The 21,867-nt window shown below is 67.4% G+C and carries 19 protein-coding genes; 9 read left to right on the top strand and 10 right to left on the bottom strand.

What is annotated here, in order from left to right:
• Position 1 precedes the first annotated feature (1 nt).
• Complete coding sequence (locus tag AC1RL8_RS00095) at positions 2-1,126, top strand: NAD(P)/FAD-dependent oxidoreductase (RefSeq protein ID WP_492685453.1); 1,125 nt, start codon at positions 2-4, stop codon at positions 1,124-1,126.
• Positions 1,127-1,174: 48 nt separating this feature from the next.
• Here AC1RL8_RS00095 and AC1RL8_RS00090 read toward each other — a convergent pair whose 3' ends face one another.
• Positions 1,175-3,118 carry a tannase/feruloyl esterase family alpha/beta hydrolase gene (locus AC1RL8_RS00090; protein WP_492685452.1) on the bottom strand — a complete coding sequence of 648 codons (1,944 nt, stop codon included), beginning with the start codon at positions 3,116-3,118 and terminating at the stop codon, positions 1,175-1,177.
• 40 nt (positions 3,119-3,158) lie between these two features.
• Entirely contained in the window at positions 3,159-5,045 is a 1,887-nt protein-coding gene (locus tag AC1RL8_RS00085) for a tannase/feruloyl esterase family alpha/beta hydrolase (RefSeq protein ID WP_492685451.1), read from the bottom strand.
• A gap of 311 nt (positions 5,046-5,356) precedes the next feature.
• Here AC1RL8_RS00085 and AC1RL8_RS00080 point away from each other — a divergent pair, with 311 nt between their 5' ends.
• The gene (locus AC1RL8_RS00080; protein ID WP_492685450.1) at positions 5,357-6,220 is read left to right on the top strand and encodes a helix-turn-helix domain-containing protein; all 864 of its coding nucleotides are present in this window, start codon (positions 5,357-5,359) and stop codon (positions 6,218-6,220) included.
• A gap of 89 nt (positions 6,221-6,309) precedes the next feature.
• Here the strand turns inward: AC1RL8_RS00080 and AC1RL8_RS00075 are convergent, their stop codons facing one another.
• The 8 genes from AC1RL8_RS00075 to urtA form a co-directional block, all read right to left on the bottom strand.
• Positions 6,310-6,660, bottom strand: coding sequence for a hypothetical protein (locus tag AC1RL8_RS00075; protein WP_056582144.1), 351 nt, complete (start codon positions 6,658-6,660; stop codon positions 6,310-6,312).
• Positions 6,661-6,890: 230 nt separating this feature from the next.
• Complete coding sequence (locus AC1RL8_RS00070) at positions 6,891-7,235, bottom strand: zinc ribbon domain-containing protein (protein ID WP_492685449.1); 345 nt, start codon at positions 7,233-7,235, stop codon at positions 6,891-6,893.
• A gap of 4 nt (positions 7,236-7,239) precedes the next feature.
• Positions 7,240-8,472, bottom strand: coding sequence for a formamidase (gene fmdA, locus AC1RL8_RS00065; protein WP_307693859.1), 1,233 nt, complete (start codon positions 8,470-8,472; stop codon positions 7,240-7,242).
• Between the two features lie 24 nt (positions 8,473-8,496).
• Complete coding sequence (urtE, locus tag AC1RL8_RS00060; protein ID WP_062478384.1) at positions 8,497-9,186, bottom strand: urea ABC transporter ATP-binding subunit UrtE; 690 nt, start codon at positions 9,184-9,186, stop codon at positions 8,497-8,499.
• Positions 9,187-9,201: 15 nt separating this feature from the next.
• Positions 9,202-9,945, bottom strand: a complete 744-nt coding sequence (urtD, locus tag AC1RL8_RS00055; protein ID WP_062478314.1) for an urea ABC transporter ATP-binding protein UrtD — start codon at positions 9,943-9,945, stop codon at positions 9,202-9,204.
• A 21-nt stretch (positions 9,946-9,966) separates the two neighbouring features.
• Positions 9,967-11,163 carry an urea ABC transporter permease subunit UrtC gene (gene urtC / locus AC1RL8_RS00050; RefSeq protein ID WP_492685448.1) on the bottom strand — a complete coding sequence of 399 codons (1,197 nt, stop codon included), beginning with the start codon at positions 11,161-11,163 and terminating at the stop codon, positions 9,967-9,969.
• Positions 11,164-11,192: 29 nt separating this feature from the next.
• The gene (gene urtB / locus AC1RL8_RS00045; protein ID WP_492685447.1) at positions 11,193-12,107 is read right to left on the bottom strand and encodes an urea ABC transporter permease subunit UrtB; all 915 of its coding nucleotides are present in this window, start codon (positions 12,105-12,107) and stop codon (positions 11,193-11,195) included.
• 78 nt (positions 12,108-12,185) lie between these two features.
• Complete coding sequence (urtA, locus tag AC1RL8_RS00040) at positions 12,186-13,454, bottom strand: urea ABC transporter substrate-binding protein (RefSeq protein WP_390344418.1); 1,269 nt, start codon at positions 13,452-13,454, stop codon at positions 12,186-12,188.
• Between the two features lie 244 nt (positions 13,455-13,698).
• On the opposite strand from urtA, the gene AC1RL8_RS00035 reads away from it, so the two are divergent.
• The 7 genes from AC1RL8_RS00035 (at position 13,699) to AC1RL8_RS00005 (ending at position 21,777) form a co-directional block, all read left to right on the top strand.
• Positions 13,699-17,094, top strand: coding sequence for a hybrid sensor histidine kinase/response regulator (locus AC1RL8_RS00035; protein ID WP_492685446.1), 3,396 nt, complete (start codon positions 13,699-13,701; stop codon positions 17,092-17,094).
• On the top strand, positions 17,066-17,959 hold the full coding sequence (locus tag AC1RL8_RS00030; RefSeq protein WP_447743601.1) for a response regulator: 894 nt from the start codon (positions 17,066-17,068) through the stop codon (positions 17,957-17,959). Before AC1RL8_RS00035 ends, AC1RL8_RS00030 begins: the two co-directional genes overlap by 29 nt.
• A 92-nt stretch (positions 17,960-18,051) precedes the next feature.
• Positions 18,052-18,822 (top strand): TIGR04325 family methyltransferase, encoded by a 771-nt coding sequence (locus tag AC1RL8_RS00025; RefSeq protein WP_492685445.1) that lies wholly within the window; start codon positions 18,052-18,054, stop codon positions 18,820-18,822.
• A gap of 107 nt (positions 18,823-18,929) precedes the next feature.
• On the top strand, positions 18,930-19,826 hold the full coding sequence (locus AC1RL8_RS00020) for an SPFH domain-containing protein (RefSeq protein ID WP_492685444.1): 897 nt from the start codon (positions 18,930-18,932) through the stop codon (positions 19,824-19,826).
• A gap of 45 nt (positions 19,827-19,871) precedes the next feature.
• Positions 19,872-20,075 carry a type II toxin-antitoxin system antitoxin gene (locus tag AC1RL8_RS00015; RefSeq protein WP_062474617.1) on the top strand — a complete coding sequence of 68 codons (204 nt, stop codon included), beginning with the start codon at positions 19,872-19,874 and terminating at the stop codon, positions 20,073-20,075.
• A gap of 49 nt (positions 20,076-20,124) precedes the next feature.
• Positions 20,125-20,973, top strand: coding sequence for a substrate-binding domain-containing protein (locus tag AC1RL8_RS00010; RefSeq protein ID WP_095744989.1), 849 nt, complete (start codon positions 20,125-20,127; stop codon positions 20,971-20,973).
• Positions 20,974-21,042: 69 nt separating this feature from the next.
• Positions 21,043-21,777 (top strand): transporter substrate-binding domain-containing protein, encoded by a 735-nt coding sequence (locus AC1RL8_RS00005; protein WP_492685443.1) that lies wholly within the window; start codon positions 21,043-21,045, stop codon positions 21,775-21,777.
• The last annotated feature ends 90 nt before the right edge of the window (positions 21,778-21,867 follow it).

The raw sequence follows: 21,867 nt of genomic DNA, 5'->3' as shown, positions 1-21,867 counted from the left end.
CATGGACCGGATCGACTGCGTCGTGATCGGCGCCGGCGTGGTGGGCCTGGCCATCGCACGATCGCTCGCCATGGCCGGGCGCGAGGTGGTGATCCTCGAGGCCGAGCACGCCATCGGCACGCATACCAGCGCGCGCAATTCGGAGGTGATCCACGCGGGCATCTCGTATGCGCCCGGCTCGCTCAAGGGCCGGCTGTGCGTGGCGGGCAAGGCCGCGCTGTACGCCTACTGCGCCGAACGCGGCATCGGCCACCAGCGCATCGGCAAGCTGATCGTGGCGGTGCAGGACTCGGAGCTGCCCGAGCTCGACAAATACGTCGCGCTCGGCGCGGCCCACGGCGTGACCGACCTGCGCATCCTCGACGCCGCCGAGGCACGCGACATGGAGCCCGAGGTGGCCTGCGTCGGCGCCCTGCACTCGCCCTCGACGGGCATCGTCGACAGCCACGCGCTGATGCTGTCGTACCTGGGCGACGCGGAACGTGCGGGTGCCTCGCTTGCCTTGCAGAGCCGTGTGCTGGCCGCGCGGCCCACGCCAGACGGCCTGGTGGTCGAGGTGGGCGGCGCGGAAGCAACGAGCGCGCTGTGCAACACGGTGGTGAACGCGGCGGGGTTGGGTGCGCAGCAGGTGGCATCGCGGATCGACGGCATGCCGGCCGGCCTGGTGCCACCGCTGTACTACGCGATTGGCCACTACTTCTCGCTGGCGCGCAAATCGCCCTTCCGCCATCTCGTGTACCCGACCGGGCGTGAAGGCGCCTTGCGCGCCCACGTGACGCTCGACCTCGGTGGGCAATGCAAGTTCGGGCCGGACCTGAGCTGGCGCGACGGCATCGACTACAGCTTCGACGCTTCGCGCGAAGCCGCCTTCTACCAATCGGTGCGCCGCTACTACCCTGCCCTGCAGGACGGTGAGTTGCAGCCGGGTTACACCGGCATCCGCCCACGCCTGGCCGGCCCCGGTTCTTCAATGCACAACACGGCGACGGATTTCGTGATCCAGACGCCGCAGGATCACGGCATCGCGGGGCTGGTGAATCTGTTCGGCATCGAGTCGCCGGGGCTGACGGCGTCGCTCGCGTTGGGCGCGCATGTTGCGGGCCTCGTGGCGAAGATGCATCCGTAAAAAAAACGGGCCCGAGGGCCCGTTCCTTCTGAAGACGTCTCCATTCAATCAGGAGCATGCATAGCTTGCGGCCTGCCTCGGATTGCCGCTTTGGAAGGTCGCCTTCTGCGGGTACGGGCAGATCGGCTGACTGATGGGCGTCGGGCTTCCCGCAAGCGAGTTCAGCACGATGCGGTCGGGCACGATGCCCTTTTCGACCCAGTCCGTCATCAGGCCGTACATCTGTCCGGGCGTGAGCGCAGGTGGGGTCGCCGCTTCATTGGACGTCGCATTCACCGAGCCATGTCCATTGCCGGGCAGCAGGTAGAAGCGATAAAAGTCCTGGACATTCGCCGCGCCGCCCATCTGGTTCAACACCCGCTGGTAGTAGTTGACGGAGCCCATCGAGAAGATCAGCTCGTCGTTGACACCGTGGTAATGGAGCAGCTTGCCACCACGCTTCTTGAACGCTGTCAGGTCCGGGTTGTCCGTGTTGATGTCCGCGAACCGCGGCTGCAGCGCCACGCCCCGATCGAAGGCGTTGGAGAGCTGCGCGTACGACAAGGACTTCCAGCCGTTCACACCGTTGCTCGTGGCGTTCCTGAAGTTGGGCCCCGCGAGCCTGGCGTCCTGCAGTTCCAATGCGACCTGGTCGGTGCCGACGGTGAATGCGGCGTTCGGGTTCGCCAGGCCGAAGGGAATGCCCGTCACCTTGGTGAATGACGCCTGATAAAGCGATGTGCCGCGCGGCAGTCCGTACCACTTCTGCGTGCCGCCCAACGTGACGTTCCAGCCGTTGTCGACGGCCGGGTCCGGCACGCTGCCATCGGCCGTCATGCCGTACCAGATCTTGTTGATGGCCTGCGCCTGGTCCCCGTTGACGCAGGATGGCGAGTGGCTGGTGCCCACCACCCCGGCGCTGCCTGCCGCACCCGAGCAAAGCACGGTGGCGTCCTTCGTCGGGTCGTACCTGCATTGCGAGTCGTCGAGGATGTAGCCCAGGTGCTGCCCACCCACCACGTCGCAGGCATTGATGGCTGCGTTGGACACCAGGTCCTGCTGCTCGTAGGTCGGGATCGCGATGCCCTTGTCCACGAGGTCGCGCTGCCAGACGATCTGCGGATAGAGTTCCGCGGTGGTGAACTTCGTCCAGTTGAGCGCGGGCACCGCGGCAATGATGCCGTCGAAGTCGTCCGGATTGGCCTGGGCGGCCTTGATGGCCTGGCGCCCGCCGGTGGAGGCTCCGTCGAAATAAGAGTATTTCGGCGCGGAGCCGTAGTAGGCCGTCGCGAGTGCCTTGGCCTTCACGGCCATTTCATGCACGCTGCGCTCCGAGAAGTCTTTCCACAGCGCCGTGTTGATGGTGCCATCCGGGTTCATCGCCCACGAGCCGCTGCCCGTCGGGTCGGTATGGCCCATGTTCTCGGACGCCGTGACAGCGCCTTCGGTGCCGGCAATGGCCGACGCCCTGCGCACGTCGTTCGCGGCAGCCGTGGCGCTCAGCTCCGAGGTCGAGCCTTCGAGCGACCCGCCGAAGCCGCCGTTGCCGGTGGCATGAAAGCGGCCATTCCAGTTCGCCTTGGCAGGCAGCCAGACTTCGATGCCGATGCCTGGCGATGTCGATGGCGCCTCGGCGGGGCCTGCGTTGCCTGGCCCGACATTGAGCTTGACCAGGCACAGATCGTTGGCCGCGGTGCTGGTCGTTGCAGTGGCGGTTCCGCTCAACAGCAGCGGCTCGCCTTTCTTGAACGACTTCACCAGCAGCACAGTGGTCTGGCTGTCCGGTTTGAAGTGGGTCTGGATGGAGTCGTCGCATGCGAGCTGCGGCGCCGGCCCGGGTGGCGCGGGAGGTGCGTTCGCAGCCGCGATGGCGGCAGCAATCGCCGCGGCTTGTGCCGCGTCGTTGCCGCCTCCGCCGCCGCCTCCGCATGCGGCGATCAGGCCGATGCAGGCGACGCTCACCATCAGGCGTCGGCAGCGCACGTGCGCGGGGTTCGTTGTAGTGGGGGTCATCGAAGGTCTCCTGTCGTTGTGGTGGGGCGCAGGCGCCGGTTCATCGGCATGCGTAGCTCGCGGCCACGAGCGGATCGCCACTCGCGAAGGTGATCTTCTTGGGATAGGCGCACAGCGGAAGGCTCTTGGCCACCGGCGACGACGGCAAGGTCTGCGCAGCGAGCACGTCGGGCGCCACGCCCTTCTCGACCCAGGCCTGCAGCGCCGCATAGAGCTGGCGGCGGTCCGGCACCGGTGGATGCGCATCAGGGTTCGTCGTCCCGTTGAAGTACCGGGTCGTGAAGTCGTTGCAGAAGAAGGTGCCGTTCAGGCAGATGAAGCCGTGCCCCATCGCAGGAACCAGGTACAGGCGATAGAAGTCCTGGGCCGAGGCCAGCCCTCCCATCCGGGCGACGACGCGTTCGAAGTAGTCGATGGAGCCCTGCGGCATGATCGCGCCGTCCGCCATGCCGTGGTAGTGAAGGATCTTGCCGCCGCGCGCCTTGAATGCCGACAGGTCCGGGTTGTCGGCGTCGACATGGTCGAACGCGCCCTGCAGCGCGGTGCCACGGTCGAAGGCATTCGACAGTTGCGCGTACGACAGGCTCTTCCACTTCGAAGCGCCGTTGCCCGACGCGTTCACGAACGTGGGGCCCGCCAGGCTCGCGTCTTGCAGATTGAGCGCGACGGTTTCGGCGGCAATGAAGAACGGCCCGTCCGGGGATGCCACGGTGCCCAGACCGGTGCCGCGCGGATAGCCGTACCAGCGGCGCGTCCCCGACAGGCCCGTGTCCCAGCCGTTGTCCAGCGCGGGATCGGGCACGCTGCCATCCGAGGTCATGCCGTACCAGATCTTGTTCATCGCAGTCGCCTGCGCAAGATTGACGCAGTCCGGCGTGGTGTTCGTGCCGGCTGCGGCGCCATTGCCGGTGACGCCCTGGCATAGCACCTTGGCATCCTTGGTGGGATCGTAGCGGCACTGCGCGTCGTCAAGGATGAAGCCCAGGTGCTGGCCGCCGACCACGTCGCACGCGTTGATCGCTGCATTGGAGACGAGGTTCTGCTGGCCCGTCGTGAGCGGCACGCCGCCGAGGTCGCGCTGGAACACGATCTGCGGATACAGGTCGGCCGTGATGAAGCGGGTCCAGTTGTTGGCAGGAAACGCCACCAGGATGCCGTCGAAGTCCGCCGGGTTGACCTGTGGTGAGCCCAACGCCTGCCGGCCTCCCATCGAGCCGCCGTCGAAGTACGCATACAGCGGGGCCGCGCCGTAGTACGCCTTGGCCAGGGCCTTGCTCTTCACGGCCATTTCATGAACGCTGCGCGTCGAGAAGTCGCGCCACTGCACCGTGTTGATCGTCCCGTCGGGGTTCATCGCGAACGAGCCGCCGTGCGCGGTGTCTGCATGGCCCGTGTCCGTGGTGACGCTGACTGCGCCCTCCGACGCTGCGACTGCCGCGGCGCTGCCTCCCGCATTCAACTGGTTCTGCAGCTTCGTGGTCGATCCTTCGTTCCCGCCGCCCCAACCACCGCTGCCGAGGGCGTGCACACGCTGGTTCCAGTTGGCAGGCGTCGGCAGCCAGATCTCCAGGCCAATGCCGGCGGAGGTCGAAGGCGCTTCCGCCGGGCCGGGATTGCCCGGCCCCACGTTGAGCTTCACGAGACAGAGGTCATTCCCGGCCGTCGGCGTGTCGGCGGTCACCGCCTCCGTCAACGCCAGCGGGTCTCCCTTCCTGAATGCCTTGACCAACAGTACGGTTGTCTGGTCGTCGGGCTTGAAGCCGGTCTTGATCGTGTCGTCGCAAGCGAGCACCGTGGGGCCGGAGGGCTGCGTGGGTGGCGTGGGCGTTGCGATCGGCGCCGCCACGAAGGCCGGCCCGTTGCTGCTGCCGCCGCAGCCCGCCAGCACCGCCGCAAGGGCCATGGCGGCCCCCATCTGCCAGGCCATTCGCCTGGGGCGCCGCACATCCGATCGTGGGGATTGAAAGGTCGATTTCACCGCTGTCTCCTGTCGCACTTTTATGTGAAGTAAATTGCATCAAAGCAAACCCGCGGCACGCTGTCCGTGTTGCCGCTGAGCGACGATAGGAGATGGGGTTGGGCATTTCTATCGAAAACCCGCCGCTTTCTTCTAGAAACGGGTGGCAAGGGCAAAGGATTACCCTATCCGGCGCCCTTAGACACATGCACTAAGCTGCACTTTTCAAGCGATGCGAAGCGCCGTTTCGCAGCTGGAATCCGTACTCAAGAAGCGATGCCATGGCCGGCTTTTCTGTGGAAAGTGGAACGTTCCCCCCGCTGGCGAACGCGGATCCGGGGTGGTGCGGCCTGCCCATCACGCTGGAGCGCTTGCCCGCAGACGCCGAAGTCATCGGGGCGGTCTGCATCGAGCCGTCGCTGGCGGTGGTTCGCGCCGGCAGCGGCAAGCGATGGTTCACGACCGCCGGGCGCTCGCGCGAGTTGCGCTCCGCACCCGCCATGGTCGAGCTGTACGAAGTTGGCTGCCGCATCGATCAGGCCCGGTGGGCCGGCACGCCAGGGGAAGTCATTGCCGTGCAGTTGCCCGCCGCGCGATTGAACGGCCTGCTGCACGGCGATGTGCCGCCGATCCAACTCCAGACACGCTACGAGCTCTTCGATCCGACGGTGTCGAACCTCGTCAATGCGCTGTGGAACGAGGCTGTCGACGCCTCACCGGTCGGGCGGCGCTATGTCGAGGGGTTGACGCTCGCGCTGGTCGGGCTGCTCAGCGAGCGCTACAGCGCGACCCCGCCGAAGCAAGCGGCACGCACCGGCAAGTTCGGCGCGCGCGACACCGAGCGGCTGCGCGCGGTCATCACGGAACAGCTGTCGGACGATCTCCCCATCAGCCGGCTTGCCGCGTCGCTGTCGATGAGCCCGTACCTCTTCGCAAAGATGTTCAAGGCGACCTTCGGGCGGCCGCCCCACGCCTTCATCCTCGAACAACGCATCGAAGCGGCCACGCGCGTGTTGCGCGCACAGCGGGACCGGCCGCTGGCGGAAATTGCCAATGCATTCGGCTTCAGCAGCCAGGCACATTTCACCGAAGCGTTTCGCCGCCGGACCGGCACGACACCGGCGCGCTGGCGCAAGGACGCCTAGGCGAAGGACAGCGATCCGCGACCGCACAAAAAAACGGGCCCGAGGGCCCGTTCCTTTTTGTCAGCCCCCGAAGGAGCTGAGTCGACCAATTACAGGCCAGCCTGGCGCGTGAACGACACGCTGGGCTTCTTGTACGCAGCCGGCACTTCGTCGCGGTAGAACGCGCGGCGGTCGAGGCTGGCGAGCGGGTCGTGGGCCTTGGCGACGGCTTCAGCGCGGATCGTCGAGCGGTCGGCGGTCGAGGTGAAGGTCTGTGCGCCGGCGGTGGCGCCGTCGCTGTACTCGTTGCCGGCGCGGGCGGCGGCCACGGCTTGCGACGCGACTTCCGAACGCGAGAGGGTCGAGTTCACGGTGTGCACGCCGTCATAGGTTTCGGCGTGGGCACCGGCAACAGCCAGGAGCGAGAGCGCAACGGCGGCGAGGGTCTTCGAGGCATTCATTTCAATCTCCTTCAGGTGGTGTGTCGATGGGATGAAGTTTGAGCCTGAAGCGCCCCAAAAAACGGCAGCAAAAGGAATCGCGGCGTTCACGGGATTGAAACAATCGCGCACCGCCCGCGCATGCGATGCGGCGGCCTACCCCCTCTCCTCCCGAGGGAACGCACGAGAAAGTTCTCGCTGCCGGCATTCCTTGCATGCGCCTCGCGCATGCAAGGAATGCACGCCGAACCTCAGTGCGAGATCATCCAGGGCCGCCGCGACGGGGCCGATTTCGCACCGTTCGGCGCGGTCTGCGTGGCACTGCGCCGCGACGATCCCGAGCAGCAACCGCAGCCCGAGGGATGGCGCAGCCGCGCGTAGTCGCGCGAGCTCGACGGCTCGTGCCGCGCGCGTTCGTTGGTGGCCATCGCGTGGCGCGTGTCGGCGGCCATCAGCGCCAGGCGCGGCGCGGCCGTGAACACGCGCGGCGAGGCGCTGCCGCAATCGGGGCAGGCGGCGGGCTCGTCGCGCTGGCCCGAAGGCCGCAGCGATTCGAAGCCGCCGCACTGCCCGCAGGCGTAGTCGTAGGTCGGCATGGCGTCAGCGCAGGTCGTGCGACAGCGGCATGTCGATGCTGCCGTCGATGAACTTCACCGGCCCCGAGGCGTTCGGGTTGATGTCGAAGTCGAAGATGCCCGTGGGCAGCCACAGCGTGGCGCACGAGTTGGGCACGTCGACCACGCCGCTGATGTGGCCCTGCACGGGCGCGGTGCCCAAAATCGAATAGGCCTGCGCGCCCGAGTAGCCGAACTTCTTCAGGTACTCGATGGCATTCAGGCAGGCCTGGCGGTAGGCCACGTTCACGTCCAGGTAGTGCTGCTTGCCGCTCTCGTCGACCGAGATGCCTTCGAAGATCAGGTAGTCGTTGTACTGCGGCGTGATCGGGCTGGGCTTGAAGATCGGGTTCTTGATGCCGTACTTCGCCATGCCGCCCTTGATGAGCGTGACCTTCATGTGCACCCAGCCGGCCATCTCGATGGCGCCGCAGAAGGTGATCTCGCCGTCGCCCTGGCTGAAGTGCAGGTCGCCCACGCTCAGGCCCGCGCCGTCGACGTACACGGGGAAGAACACCTTCGAGCCGCGCGACAGGTCCTTGATGTCGCAGTTGCCGCCGTGCTCGCGCGGCGGCACGGTGCGCGCGCCCTCGGCGGCGGCCTTCGCCCTCGCCTCGCCCGTCATCTTGCCCATGTGGGCGGTGCCGGCGAACGGCGGGTTGGCCAGGCCGGGCACGCGATCCGGGTCGGTGGCGATGAGCTTGCCTTCGCGCTCGTTCCACATGTCGAGCATGGGCTTGTCGGGCAGGCAGCCGATGAGGCCGGGGTGGATCAGGCCCGCGAAGTTCACGCCCGGAATGTGGCGCGAGCTCGTGAACATGCCCTTGAAGTCCCAGATCGATTTCTGCGCTTCAGGAAAGTGATCAGTCAGGAAGCCGCCGCCGTTCTTCTTCGAGAAGAAGCCGTTGAAGCCCCACAGGCTGTCCTGCTTGGCGCCGATGTCGAGCAGGTCGACCACCAGCAGGTCGCCGGGCTCCGCGCCCTTCACGCCCACCGGGCCCGAGAGGTAGTGCACCGTGCTCAGGTCGATGTCGCGCACGTCGTCGGCGCTGTCGTTGTTCTTGATGAAGCCGCCGGTCCAGTCGAAGGTCTCCAGGATGAAGTCGTCGCCCGGGTTGACCCAGCAGGCCATCGGAATGTCCGGGTGCCAGCGGTTGTGGATGTTCTCGTTCTCCGTAGGCGGCTTGGTCAGGTCGACCTTGATCAGCGTGTCCGTCATGTGCAGTGGCTCCTGGGGTTGTGGTTAGACAGAGAGATAGGCTTTGATGTGTTCCACATCGGTCTTGTCGCGCGCGGTCTCGTGCACGAGCCGGCCGCCTTCGATGACGAACAGCCGGTCGGCCACGTCCATCGCGAAGCTCAGCACCTGCTCGGACACGACGATGGTGATGCCGCGCAGCTTGCGGATCTCGTTGAGCGCCTTGGCGATGTCCTTGATGATCGAAGGCTGGATGCCTTCGGTAGGCTCGTCGAGCAGCAGCACCTTCGGGTCGGTGACGAGCGCGCGTGCAATCGCCAGCTGCTGCTGCTGGCCGCCCGAGAGGTTGCCGCCCTTGCGGCTCTTCATGTCCCACAGCACGGGGAACAGCGCGTAGATCTCTTCGGGGATGCGCCGGGTCTTCGAGTTCTCCAGGCCGGTCTGGATGTTCTCTTCCACCGTCAGCGTCGGGAAGATCATCCGGCCCTGCGGCACGTACGCGATGCCCTTGGCCACGCGGCGAAAGCTCTCGTCGCGCGACACGTCCTGCCCCGCCACTTCGATGCGTCCGCTCTTGATCGGCAGCACGCCCATGAGGCTCTTGAACAGCGTGGTCTTGCCCATGCCGTTGCGGCCCATGATGGCGATGGTTTCGTTGGCATGGCCCACGAACGAGATGCCGTGCAGCGCCTCGCTCTGGCCGTAGGCGGTGTGCAGGTCGTCGACCTTCAGCATGATGGTGCTCATGGTTCAGTGGCCCAGATAAACGTCGATGACCTTCGGGTCGGCCTGCACCTTCTCCATCGGCCCTTCGGCCAGGATCTTTCCCTGGTGCATCACGGTGACCTTGTGCGCGATCTGCTTCACGAAGGCCATGTCGTGCTCGATGACGATCACGGCGCGGTTGCGGCAGATGCGCTGGAGCAGGTCGGCCGTGAGCTCGCGTTCGCGCGCGCTCATGCCGGCAATGGGCTCGTCGAGCATCAGCAGCTCGGGCTCCTGCATCAGCAGCATGCCGATCTCGAGCCACTGCTTCTGGCCGTGGCTCAGGAGGCCGGCTTCTGTGCCGAGCTTGTCGGCCAGGCCGATCTCCGTGGCGATCGCCTGCACCTTGCCCTTGACCTCGTCGTCGCACTGGAAGGCCAGCGCGCCGAACACCGAGCGGCCCTTCGGAAACGACACCTCCAGGTTCTGGAACACGCTGAGGTTCTCGTAGATCGACGGCGTCTGGAACTTGCGCCCGATGCCCAGCCGCACGCGCTTGTGCTCGGCCATCTTCGTGAGCTCGGTGTTCTTGAACTTGATGCTGCCGGCGCTGGCGCGCGTCTTGCCGCAGATCAGGTCGAGCAGCGTGGTCTTGCCGGCGCCGTTGGGGCCGATGATCACGCGCAACTCGTTCTTGTCGATGTACAGCGTCAGGTCGTCGATGGCCTTGAAGCCGTCGAAGGAGACGCTGAGGTCTTCCACGGCGAGGGCGAAGTCGGTGTTGCTCATGAGGTGGGGCTCCGGTGTCGGTCAGGCGCGCTGGCGGCCGATGCCTTCGGGCAGCACGGGCTCGGCCTGCGGCGTGGCGACGGGTGAAGGGGCCGACACGGCGGCGGGCGGCGGCTTCGTCGCGGCGTCGCGCAGGGCCTGGCGGCGCGAGGCCCACCACGGCTTGATCGTGTCTTCCCACAGGCCCGCCAGGCCCATCGGGAAGGCCATGGTCACGCCGATGAAGAGCGCGGCCATCAGGAACAGCCACAGGTCGGGAAAGCTCTCGGAGAACAGCGTCTTGCCCGCGTTCACCAGCAGCGCGCCGTACACCGCGCCCACCAGGCTCATGCGGCCGCCGACGGCGCAGAAGATCACCATCTCGATCGAGGGCACGATGCCCACGAAGCTCGGCGACATGAAGCCCACCTGCAGCGCGAACATCGCGCCGCCGATGCCCGAGAGCCCGGCCGCCAGGCAGAAGGTGAAGACCTTGAAGTTCGACACGTCGTAGCCCGAGAAGCGCACGCGGTCTTCCTTGTCGCGCATGGCCAGCAGCAGCGTGCCCAGCTTGCTGGTCTGCACCCAGCGGCACAGCAGGATGCTTGCCACCAGCAGGCCCACGCAAACGTAATACAGCACGTACTTGGCGCCGTCGGTGCGCGTGTCCCAGCCCAGCATCGTCTTCAGGTCGGTCATGCCGTTCACGCCGCCCGTGTAGCCCTGCTGGCCGATGATGAGCACGGTGCAGATCAGCGCAACCGCCTGCGTGATGATCGCGAAATACACGCCGCCCACGCGCCGCTTGAACATCGCGAAACTCACGAGCCAGGCCAGGGCCATCGGCGCCAGCACCACCAGCGCAAGGCTCAGCGGAAGGCTCTTGAACGGCAGCCACAGCGCGGGCAGCTCGGTGATCTGGTTCCAGTCCATGAAGTCCGGAATGCCGGGCGTCGACTGGATCTTGGTGGTGACGGGGTCGGAGGCTTCGAGCTTGAGGAACATCGCCATCGCATAGCCGCCGATGCCGAAAAACACGCCCTGCCCCAGGCTCAGCACGCCGCCGTAGCCCCACACCATGACGAGGCCCACGGCCACGAAGGCGTAGCTGAGGTACTTGCCCACGAGGTTGAGGCGAAAGATGTCGAGCGAGAGCGGCAGCACGACCGCCAGCAGCAGCACCAGGAGCAGCAGGCTGCCGAGCTGGTAGCGCAGGATCGAGGCCTTGATGAAATTCATCGGAACGTTCTCCAAAACAGGAATCGGGTTCAGCGGCGGACCTTGACTGCGAACAGTCCCTGCGGTCGCATCATGAGAATCAGCACGATCAGCGACAGCGTCAGCACCTTGGCCATCGAGCCGGTCATGAAGAACTCCGAGATCGACTGGGTCTGCGCAATGCCGAAGGCCGAGACCACCGTGCCCAGCAGGCTGGCCGCGCCGCCGAAGGTGACGACCAGGAAGGCGTCGACGATGTACAGCGAGCCCGAGGTCGGCCCGGTCGAGCCGATGGTGGTGAAGGCCGCGCCCGCCACGCCGGCAATGCCGCAGCCGATGGCGAAGGTGAGGCGGTCGGTCTTCTGGGTGTCGATGCCGGTGGCGTTGGCCATGGTGCGGTTGGCCACGGTGGCGCGCACCCGCAGGCCCCAGCGGCTCTTGTGCAAGGCGATGAGCACGCCGCCCGTGACCAGCGCGGTGAGCGCCAGCACGAACAGGCCGTTGATCGGAATGTCCAGGCCCTCGTGCGGCGTCCACGAGCCCATGAGCCACTCGGGCAGCGTGGGGCTCACCTCCTTCGGGCCGATGAAGGTGCGAAAGATCTGCTGCAGGCCCAGGCTCACGCCCCAGGTGGCGAGCAGCGTGTCGAGCGGGCGCTTGTACAGGTGGCGGATCAGCGCCCACTCCACGAGCCAGCCCGCGATGAAGGCGAACACGAAGGCCAGCCCGATCGCGATCGGAAAGTAGTACGGCATGAGCGAGGGCGCCATGCGCTCGGTCACCTGCGCGGCCAGGAAGATCGAGTAGGCGCCGATGGTCATGAACTCGCCATGCGCCATGTTGATCACGCCCATCTGCCCGAAGATGATCGCGAGCCCGAGGCCCATGAGCAGCAGCACCGCGAAGAGGCTCAGCCCCGCGAAGCCCTGCATCAGGCCGATGTTCATCATGTCCGACAGCGTCATGGCGGAAGTTCCGGAGTGTGGGTATTGGCGCCCTCTCCCGCACGCGGGAGAGGGTTGGGGTGAGGGCCTGCGGCCTACTTACTGGTAGCCCTTGGGGAACGGATCGGGCTTGATGAGCTCGCCCGATTCCGCAACGACCTTGAAGCTGCCATCGAGCTGCCCCTGCCCGATGCGCGCCTTGCTCCACAAGTGATGGTTCGCATCCAGCTTCACGTAGCCCTCCGGCGCCGTCTTCAGCTCGATGCCCGGCGACGCCGCCACCACCTTGTCGATGTCGAAGCTGCCCGCCTTCTCCACCGCGGCCTTCCACAGCCACGGGCCGAGGTAGCCGGCCTGCGTCACGTCGCCGATCACCGCGTCCTTGCCGTACTTGGCCTTGAAGGCGGCCACGAACTTCTTGTTGTTCTCGTTGTCCAGCGACTGGAAGTACTTCATCGACGAATAGAAGCCCGCGAAGTTCTCGCCGCCCACGCCGGTCATTTCGTCCTCGGTCACGGCCAGCGTCAGCAGGAACTGCTTGTCGCCAGTGATGCCCGCGGCCTTGAGCTGCTTGTAGAACGCCACGTTCGAGCCGCCCACCACGGCCGCGAAGATGCAGTCGGGCTTGGCCACCTTGATCTTGTTGATCAGCGAGTTGAAGTTGGTGTGGCCCAGCGGGTAGTACTCCTCGCCCTTGACCGAACCCTTCTGGAAGTTCTCGATGTGCTTGCGCGCGATCTTCATCGAGGTGCGCGGCCAGATGTAATCGGAACCGACGAGGAAGAAGGTCTTGGCCTTCTTCTCCTTCGCGCCCCAATCGAGGCCCCAGATGATCTGCTGCGTGGCCTCCTGGCCCGTGTAGATCACGTTCTTGCTCTGCTCCAGGCCTTCGTAGAAGGTCGGGTAGTACAGGAGGCCGTTCTCTTTTTCGAACACCGGCAGCACAGCCTTGCGCGAGGCGCTGGTCCAGCAGCCGAACACGGCCGCGACCTTGTCGTTGACCAGCAGCTTCTTCGACTTCTCGGCGAAGGTGGGCCAGTCGGAGGCGCCGTCTTCCTTGATGACCTTGATCTTGCGGCCCAGGATGCCGCCCATCGCGTTGATCTGGTCGATGGCGAGCTGCTCGGCCTGGATGGAGCCGGTCTCCGAAATGGCCATGGTGCCGGTGGACGAATGCAGCTGGCCCACCGTGACTTCGGTGTCGGTCACCGCGAGCTTGGTGGTGTTGACCTTGGCCGTGGGGAACTGACCCTGGCCGAAGCTCAGGCCGCTCAGCCCCATCACGGGCAGCGCGGCGGCGCCCTGCAGCAGGCGGCGGCGGCGCAGGGCCATGGCATCGAGGGAAGAAGGATCGGAATCACGCGACATCAGGAACTCCAGGCAGGTTGAAAGAAGAGTGAGCCGCGCACCATCGCAGTGCATCGGACGGTGCTGCGAGCACCATGGCTGGTACTTTAGAAATCACTTGCCTCTGCGCGAATACGTCATTCAACGTAGCGATGCGCCCCCGCCCGGGCCGCAGACTCGCGAGCAGACAAGGCACGGGACAGCAGGGAGCGCTTCTTGCTGTACCTGCCGCATGCCACCGTTGCCGCCGCCGCGAGAACCCGCCATGACATCCGTCTCCGGACAGAAGATCTTTCGCATCCGCCGCGACTACAACGCCTGGGTCGCGAACGAAACGCTGGAGGACTACGCGCTGCGCTACACGCCGCGCAGCTTTCGCAAGTGGTCGGAGTTCCGCGTGGCCAACGCGGCCTTCGGCGCCACCTCGTTCCTGGCGCTGGAAGCCATCGGCGGCGCGATCGCGCTGAGCTACGGCTTCTCGAACGCGCTGTGGGCGATCCTGGTGGTGGGGCTCATCACCTTCCTCACGGGCCTGCCCATTTCGTACTACGCGGCGCGGCACGGCGTGGACATGGACCTGCTCACGCGCGGCGCGGGCTTCGGCTACCTGGGCTCCACGCTCACCTCGCTGATCTACGCGAGCTTCACTTTCATCTTCTTCGCGCTCGAAGCGGCCATCCTCGCGCTGGCGCTGCAGATGTACCTCGACTGGCCGCTGTGGCTGCTGTACCTGGTGTCGTCGATCGTGATCATTCCGCTGGTGGCGCGCGGCATCACGCTGATCTCGGGGCTGCAGCTGTGGACACAGCCGATCTGGATCGTGCTGTTCGTCTGTCCCTTCATCGCGGTGATGGTGAAGAAGCCCGAGCTGTACGCCGACTTCACCGGCCTCGTGGGCCGCACTTCGGACAGCAGCGGCTTCGATCCGCTGATGTTCGGCGCTGCCGCCACCGTGGCTTTCTCGCTCGTGGTGCAGATCGGCGAGCAGGTCGACTACCTGCGCTTCCTGCCCGAGAAGACCGCCGCCAACCGCGGTCGCTGGTGGACGGCGGTGCTGGTCGCGGGGCCGGGCTGGATCGTGCCGGGCATGCTGAAGATGATGGGCGGCGCGTTCCTGGCCTTCCTGGCGTTGCAGCACGAGATTCCGGCCAACCACGCGATCGAGCCCACGCAGATGTACCTCACGGGCTTCTCGTACGTGCTGCGCGACCCGGCGTGGGTGCTGGGCATCACGGTGCTGTTCGTGGTCGTGTCGCAGATGAAGATCAACCTGACCAACGCCTATGCGGGGTCGCTCGCGTGGTCGAACTTCTTTGCGCGCCTCACGCACAGCCACCCGGGGCGCGTGGTGTGGCTGGTGTTCAACGTGGCCATCGCGATCCTGCTGATGGCGCTGGGCGTGTTCGCCGCGCTGGAGCACGTGCTGGGCTTCTACAGCAACATCGCCATCGCCTGGGTCGGCGCGCTGGTGGCCGACCTGGTCATCAACAAGCCGCTGGGCTGGAGCCCGAAGACCATCGAGTTCAAGCGCGCGCACCTGTACGACATCAACCCCGTGGGCCTGGTCGCGATGCTGGTGGCGGCGGCGCTCGCGATGCTGGCCTACTCGGGCGCACTCGGCCAGTGGGCACGGGCCTTCTCGCCCTTCATCGCGCTGGCCACGGCCATGGCCGTGTCACCCCTGCTGGCGTGGCGGACGCGCGGTCGCTACTACCTGGCGCGCACCGACATCGACCGCTGGACGCCGGGCCAGAGCGTGAAGTGCTCGGTGTGCGACAACAGCTTCGAGTCGGAAGACATGGCGCATTGCCCGGCCTACAGCGCACCGATCTGCTCGCTGTGCTGCACGCTCGAATCGCGCTGCCACGACCGCTGCAAGACCGACTCGCGCGCCGCCGAGCAGATGAGCGGCTGGCTGCAGGCGCTGCTGCCGCCCGCGCTGTCGGCGCGGCTGAACTTCCGCGTCGCGCACTACCTGCTGGTCGCCACCTCGCTCATCGCGTTGCTGGCCACGGTGGTGGGCGTGGTCTACGCGCAGGAGGCCATCGCGGGCACCATCGATTCGGCGATGGCGACGGCCTTTCTCAAAGTGTTCGCGCTGCTCTCGGTGATCGCCGCCGTGGCCGCGTGGTGGGTGGTGCTGGGCAGCGAGAGCCGGCAGATGGCGCAGGAAGAATCGAACCGCCACAACAACCTGCTGGCCCTGGAGATCGAAGCGCACCGCCGCACCGACGCCGCGCTGCAGACCGCCAAGGAAGCCGCCGAGGCCGCCAACCAGGCCAAGACCCGCTACGTGGCCGGCATGACGCACGAGCTGCGCACGCCGCTCAACAGCATCCTGGGCTACTCGCAGATCCTGCTCAAGGGCGGCGACGCGGCCCTGCCGCCGCGCGAGGCGGTGCAGACCATCCACCGCAGCGGCGAGCACATGCTGGGCCTCATCGACGGGCTGCTCGACCTGGCGCGCATCGAGGCCGGCCGGCTGCAGCTGGAGCCCTCGCCGCTGGCGCTGCCGGCCTTTCTCGACCAGGTGGTGCAGATGGTGCGGCCGCAGGCCGAGGCCAAGGGCCTGGCGTTCGTCTACACGCATGCGGGCCGCCTGCCGCCGTGGGTGCATGCCGACGTGAAGTGGCTACGCCAGATTCTCATCAACCTGCTGACCAACGCCGTGCGCTTCACCGACAGCGGCACCGTCACGCTGCACGTCGACGCGCGGCGCGAGGTGCTGCGCTTCGACGTGGTCGACACCGGCATCGGCGTGGCGCCGCAGGACCGCCAGCGCATCTTCCTGCCCTTCGAGCGCGGCGCCGCGGGCCGCCGGCGTGGCGAGCCGGGCACGGGGCTGGGCCTGACCATCACCGGGCTGCTCACCTCGCTCATGGGCGGCGAGCTCAAGCTGGCGTCGACCTCGTCGGCGGGCAGCACCTTCAGCGTGCGCGTGTACCTGCGTGAGGTGGCTGACCCCGGCCCGCAGGCGGGCTCACGCGAGCCGGTGTCGGGCTACCTGGGCGAACGCCGCACGCTGCTGGTGGTGGACGACCAGCCGGTGCAGCGCCAGATGCTTGCCGGCATGCTCGCGCCGCTGGGCTTCACGGTGCGCGAGGCGGCCAGCGGCACCGAGTGCCTGGACAGCCTGCGCGAAGAGCTGCCCTCGGCCATCCTGCTGGACCTGACGATGGACGACATGGACGGCTGGCAGACCGCGCGCTCGGTGCGGGCCTCGGGCTTTGCCGAGCTGCCGATCATCATCGTCTCGGCCAACATGTTCGAGAACCAGGCCGACCGGTTGCGCGCCGCGGGCTGCCAGGCCTTCGTGGGCAAGCCGGTGATCGAATCGGAACTCATCGCCACGCTGGAGCGGCACCTGGGCCTCGAATGGCTGGCGACCGGCGACGCCCTGCCGCCGCCCGCCGACCCCGACGCGAACCCGGTGCGCCCGCCCCTGCTCGCGCTCGGCGAAGACGACCGCGCCGACCTCATGCGCCTGGTGCAGATGGGCCACGTGCGTGGCCTGCACACCGCGCTCGACCGGCTGGCCGCGGCCTCGCCCGCGGCGGCGGCCACCTGCACCTGGCTGCGCGGCATGGTCGCGCGCTTCGAACTCGACAACCTCCGCAACGCACTGGCAGAAGATGCAGACACTCCCCTTGCCCGGTCATGAATCCGAACGCCCCGTCGTGCTGGTGGTGGACGACGCCCCCAGCAGCCTGGGCATGCTGTGCGACACGCTCGAGGCCAGCGGCTACACCGTGCTGGTGGCGGCCGACGGCGAGGCCGCGCTGCAGCGGCTCGAGCTGGTGGTGCCCGACGCGATCCTGCTCGACGGCCTGATGCCCGGCCTCTCGGGCTTCGAGACCTGCCGGCGCATCAAGGCCAACGCGGCGCTGGCGCACATCCCGGTGCTGTTCATGACGGGCCTGTCGGAAACCGCGCACGTGGTCGAGGGCTTCGAGTGCGGCGGCGTCGACTACGTGGTGAAGCCGATCCGCGCGCAGGAGGTGCTGGCGCGGCTGCACACCCACACGCGCAACGCCCGCATCACGCGCATGGCGCGCGACGCGGTCGACGTGGCGGGCATGGGCGTGGTGTTCGTCGACACGCGCGGGCGCATCGCCTGGCGCTCGCCGCAGGCTGCGCTGTGGCTGCATGCGCTCGAAGACCCGGTGGCGCCGGGGCGCCTGCCCGCGTCGGTGGAGCCTGCGCTGGCGCCGGGCGCGTCGATCGCCATCGGCACCGCCACGGGCATGCGCCTGTCGGTGCGCAACCTGGGCGCGGCGGCGCTGGGCGAGACCATGCTGCTGTTCGCCATCCAGCGCGAAGGCCCGGCCGCGCGCCTGGCCGACGCGGCCCTCACGCCGCGCGAGACCGAGGTGCTGTCCTGGCTCGCCAAGGGCAAGACCAACCGTGACATCGGCGAGATCCTGGGCACCAGCCCGCGCACGGTGAACAAGCACCTGGAGCACATCTTCGAGAAGCTGGGCGTGGAGACCCGCGCGGCGGCTGCGGCACTGGCGAGCGGCATGTAAAGCCCCACGGGGTAACCGCCCCCGCGGCACTGGGCTATCGCCCCCCAAAGGCGCCGGTTGCGCTCAGAATGCGAAAGCCACAGGAGAGAGAGATGCTTTCAAGCCTGCTGACCTTCCCGCCCCGCGAAAGCGCCTACCGGCGCAAGTTCCTGAACAACACGGACGAGAACCTCTTCATGGGGTCGTTCGAGAGCTTCGAGGCGGCCGAGGCCGGCGCGCCGCCCTCCAAGGCCGTCGGCTACGCCAATGCCGACGCGGGCGAGCTCTACAGCCCGCAGATCTATTTCTACGACTACCCTGGCCTCTTCTGGCTCGGCCGCTCCATCGACGCGGGCCTGACGCGCGTGTTCGACCTGGGCGGGCACGTCGGCATCAAGTACTACGCCTTCCGGCGCGTGCTGAGCTACCCCGACACCCTGAGCTGGACGGTGTGCGACGTGCCCGGCGTGGTCGAGAGCGGCCGCGCGATGGCCGTCAAGCGCGAGGCGACCGCGCAGCTCGGCTTCACCACCGACTACCGCGACGCGAGCGGCTGCGACGTGCTGTACGTGTCGGGCAGCCTGCAGTACCTGCCGGTGCGCATGGACGCGATTCTTTCCGCGCTCGCCGTGAAGCCCCGGCGCATCGTCATGAACACCACGGCCGTGCACCCCGAGCGCACGATCTACACGCTCAACAGCATCGGCGTGGCCGTGTGCGCCTACCGCATCCAGCACCACGACGAGCTGCTGGCCGACCTGGCACGCGCCGGCTACCGCAAGCGCGACGTGTGGCGCAACGAGGGCAAGCCGATCGAGGTGCCCTTCGTCGATGGCGGCGACAAGCCTTACTACGCGGGCTGCTGCTTCGACCTCATCGCCTGATTGCCTGATCGCCCGCGGGTGCATCGGCCCGGCCCTGCCCGGGCTCGAAAACCGCTTGACGGCCTCCGAAAAGATATTAAAGTGATATCACTTTTAACGGAGGCCCCATGCAAGACACGACCCCCACCCCACCGCGCAAGGTCCGCAAGGAGCGCCCCTACCGGTCCGTCAACGGCTACGGCCTCGTGGCCGTGTCGCTGGTGCTGATCGGGCTCGGCGCCTGGGCCCTCGTGCAGCGGATGATGCCGCTGCCCATGAACGTCTTGCTGATCGTCGCGGGCGTGGCGCTGCTGCCGGGGCTGTACATGCTGCAGCCGAACGAGGGCATCATCCTCACGCTGTTCGGCGAGTACCAGGGCACCGACCGCACCGAGGGCCTGCGCTGGACCAACCCGTTCCAGGCCGGCCAGAAGATCTCACTGCGCGCGCGCAACCTGAACACGCCGCCGCTGAAGGTGAACGACAAGCGCGGCAACCCGGTGGAGATCGGCGCGGCCGTGGTCTGGCGCGTGCACGACACGGCGCAGGCCGTGTTCGAGATCGACGACTACAACAAGTTCGTCGCCATCCAGTCCGAAGCCGCCATCCGCCACCTGGCCACGCTCTACGCCTACGACAGCGGCGACGACCTGCAAAGCGACGAGGTCACGCTGCGCGCCGGCCTGGACGTGGTGGCCGACGCCCTCAAGGCCGAGCTGAACCAGCGCTTTGCCAGCGCCGGCGTCGAGGTGCTCGATGCCAAGCTCACCCACCTGGCCTATGCGCCCGAGATCGCCCAGGTGATGCTGCGGCGCCAGCAGGCGGTGGCCATCGTGAGCGCGCGGCACCAGATCGTGGCGGGCGCGGTGGGCATGGTCGAGGCCGCCCTCAAGGGGCTGTCGGAGCGCAACCTCGTCGTGCTCGACGACGAGCGCAAGGCCTCGATGGTGTCGAACCTGCTGGTGGTACTGTGCTCGGACCGCGAAACCCAGCCCGTGGTCAACACGGGCACGCTCTACACCTGATGCATCCACGGCCCCCGCTCACCGCCGCCACCTCGTTGTTCCCTGATGGCCAGTCCCGGTAAGAAGTCCTATCCGCTGCGCATCGATCCGGCCCTGTGGGCCGAGATCGAGCGGCTGGCGGCCCAGGAGCTGCGCAGCGCGAACGCGCAGGTCGAGTTCCTGCTGCGCGAAGGGCTGGCGAAGCGGGGGCGGCTGCCGGCGGCGGCTGCGCCCGCCAAGGACGCGGACCCGCCCAAGCCCTCGCGCTAGTAGTAACCCCGAATTTCCTGAAGGCCGATTGACAGCCTCGGCCCCTACGATGGCACGGCACGATCTTCAGGAGACACACGCCGTGACAGCCTTCGCCTTCCCCCGTTCCGCCCTGACCCGCCGCGCCGCCCTGGCGCTGGCCGCCTCCTTCGCGCTCGCTGGTTGCGTCAGCACCCCACCCGCCGCCACGGGCGACATCCACGTCATGACCTCCGGCGGCTTCACCGCCGCCTACAACGAGCTGCGCCCCGGCTTCGAGCGCAGCACCGGGCGCAGCGTGAAGACGGCCTACGGCGCGTCGATGGGCAACGCCAGCGATTCGATTCCCAGCCGCCTGGGGCGCAACGAGCCCGCCGACGTGGTGATCCTGGCGCGCCCCGCGCTCGATGCGCTGGTGGCGCAGGGCAAGGTGGTGGCGGGCAGCCAGGTCGACCTGGTGCGTTCGTCGATCGGTTTCGCGGTGCGCAAGGGCGCGCCCAAGCCGGACATCGGCACGGTCGACGCGCTCAAGCGCACGCTGCTCGCGGCGCCGTCGATCGCCTATTCGGCGAGCGCGAGCGGCACCTACTACGAGACCGAGCTGCTCAAGACGCTGGGCATCGAGGACCAGGTCAAGCCCAAGAGCAAGCGCATCCTGAGCGAGCGCGTGGGCACGGTGGTGGCGCGCGGCGACGCGGCCCTCGGCCTGCAGCAGGTGAGCGAGCTGCTGCCCATCGAGGGCATCGACTACATCGGCCCGCTGCCCGCCGAAGTGCAGCGCGTGACGGTGTTCTCGGCCGGCGTGGCCACGGCCTCGAAGCAGCCCGAGGCGGCGCGCCAGCTGATCCGCTACCTCAACGCGCCGGCCGCGGCGCCGACGATCGCGAAGACGGGGCTGGAGCCCATGTCCGCGCGCTGAACTGCGGCTTCACGGCCCGTAAACTGGCGGCCTTCATCCCCTCCTTCCTCTTTCCGACGAACGGACGCCATGACCACATCGCCCTCTTCCGCCCTCGTGACCGCCTTTGCGCCCAGCGGCACGCTGCGCGCCTCGATCAACCTCGGCAACCCGATCCTGGCCAACAAGGACGCCACCACGGGCGAGCCGGTCGGCGTGTCGATCGACCTGGCCCGCGAGTTCGCGCGGCGCCTTGGCGTGGGCATCGAACTGGTGGTGTTCGAGAAGGCCGCGGCCTCGGTGGACGCGGTGAAGAACGAGAAGGCCGACATCGGTTTCTTCGCAGTCGATCCGGCGCGCAGCGAAGGGCTGCGCTTCACGGCGCCTTATGTGCTGATCGAGGGCAGCTACCTCGTGCCCGAATCCTCTGCGCTGACCGACAACGCGCAGGTCGATGCTGCAGGCCGCCGCATCTCGGTCGGCTCCGGGAGCGCCTACGACCTGTTCCTCACGCGCGAGATCAAGGCGGCCGAGATCGTGCGCCTTCAGGGCGCGGGGCCTGCGCTCGCTGCATTGCGCGCGGGCCAGGTCGAGGTGGCGGCGGGCATTCGCCAACTGCTCGAAGGCGAAGCGGCCCGCGCACCGGGGGTGCGTGTGCTGCCGGGGCACTTCATGGTGATCCAGCAGGCGATGGGGACGCCGGCCAGCCGGGGGGCCGAGGCGCAGGCGCTGCTCTCTTCCTTTGTCGAAGAGATGAAGGCTTCGGGCTTTGTGGCCGATGCGTTGAAACGCCATCGCATCGAAGGCGCGATCGTTGCGCCGTAACTAGGCGCTCTTTTTCAGGGCGCGTGCACAGGCCACCGGGTACTTCCCTCCGCGAATGTCCCCCGGCCTGCGGCCTCCTCCTTGATTTCG

The sequence above is a fragment of the Variovorax sp. GW822-FHT04E09 genome (assembly GCF_058800845.1).
Note: the sequence above shows the minus strand (reverse complement) of the source record. Positions and strands in the feature narration are given on the sequence as shown.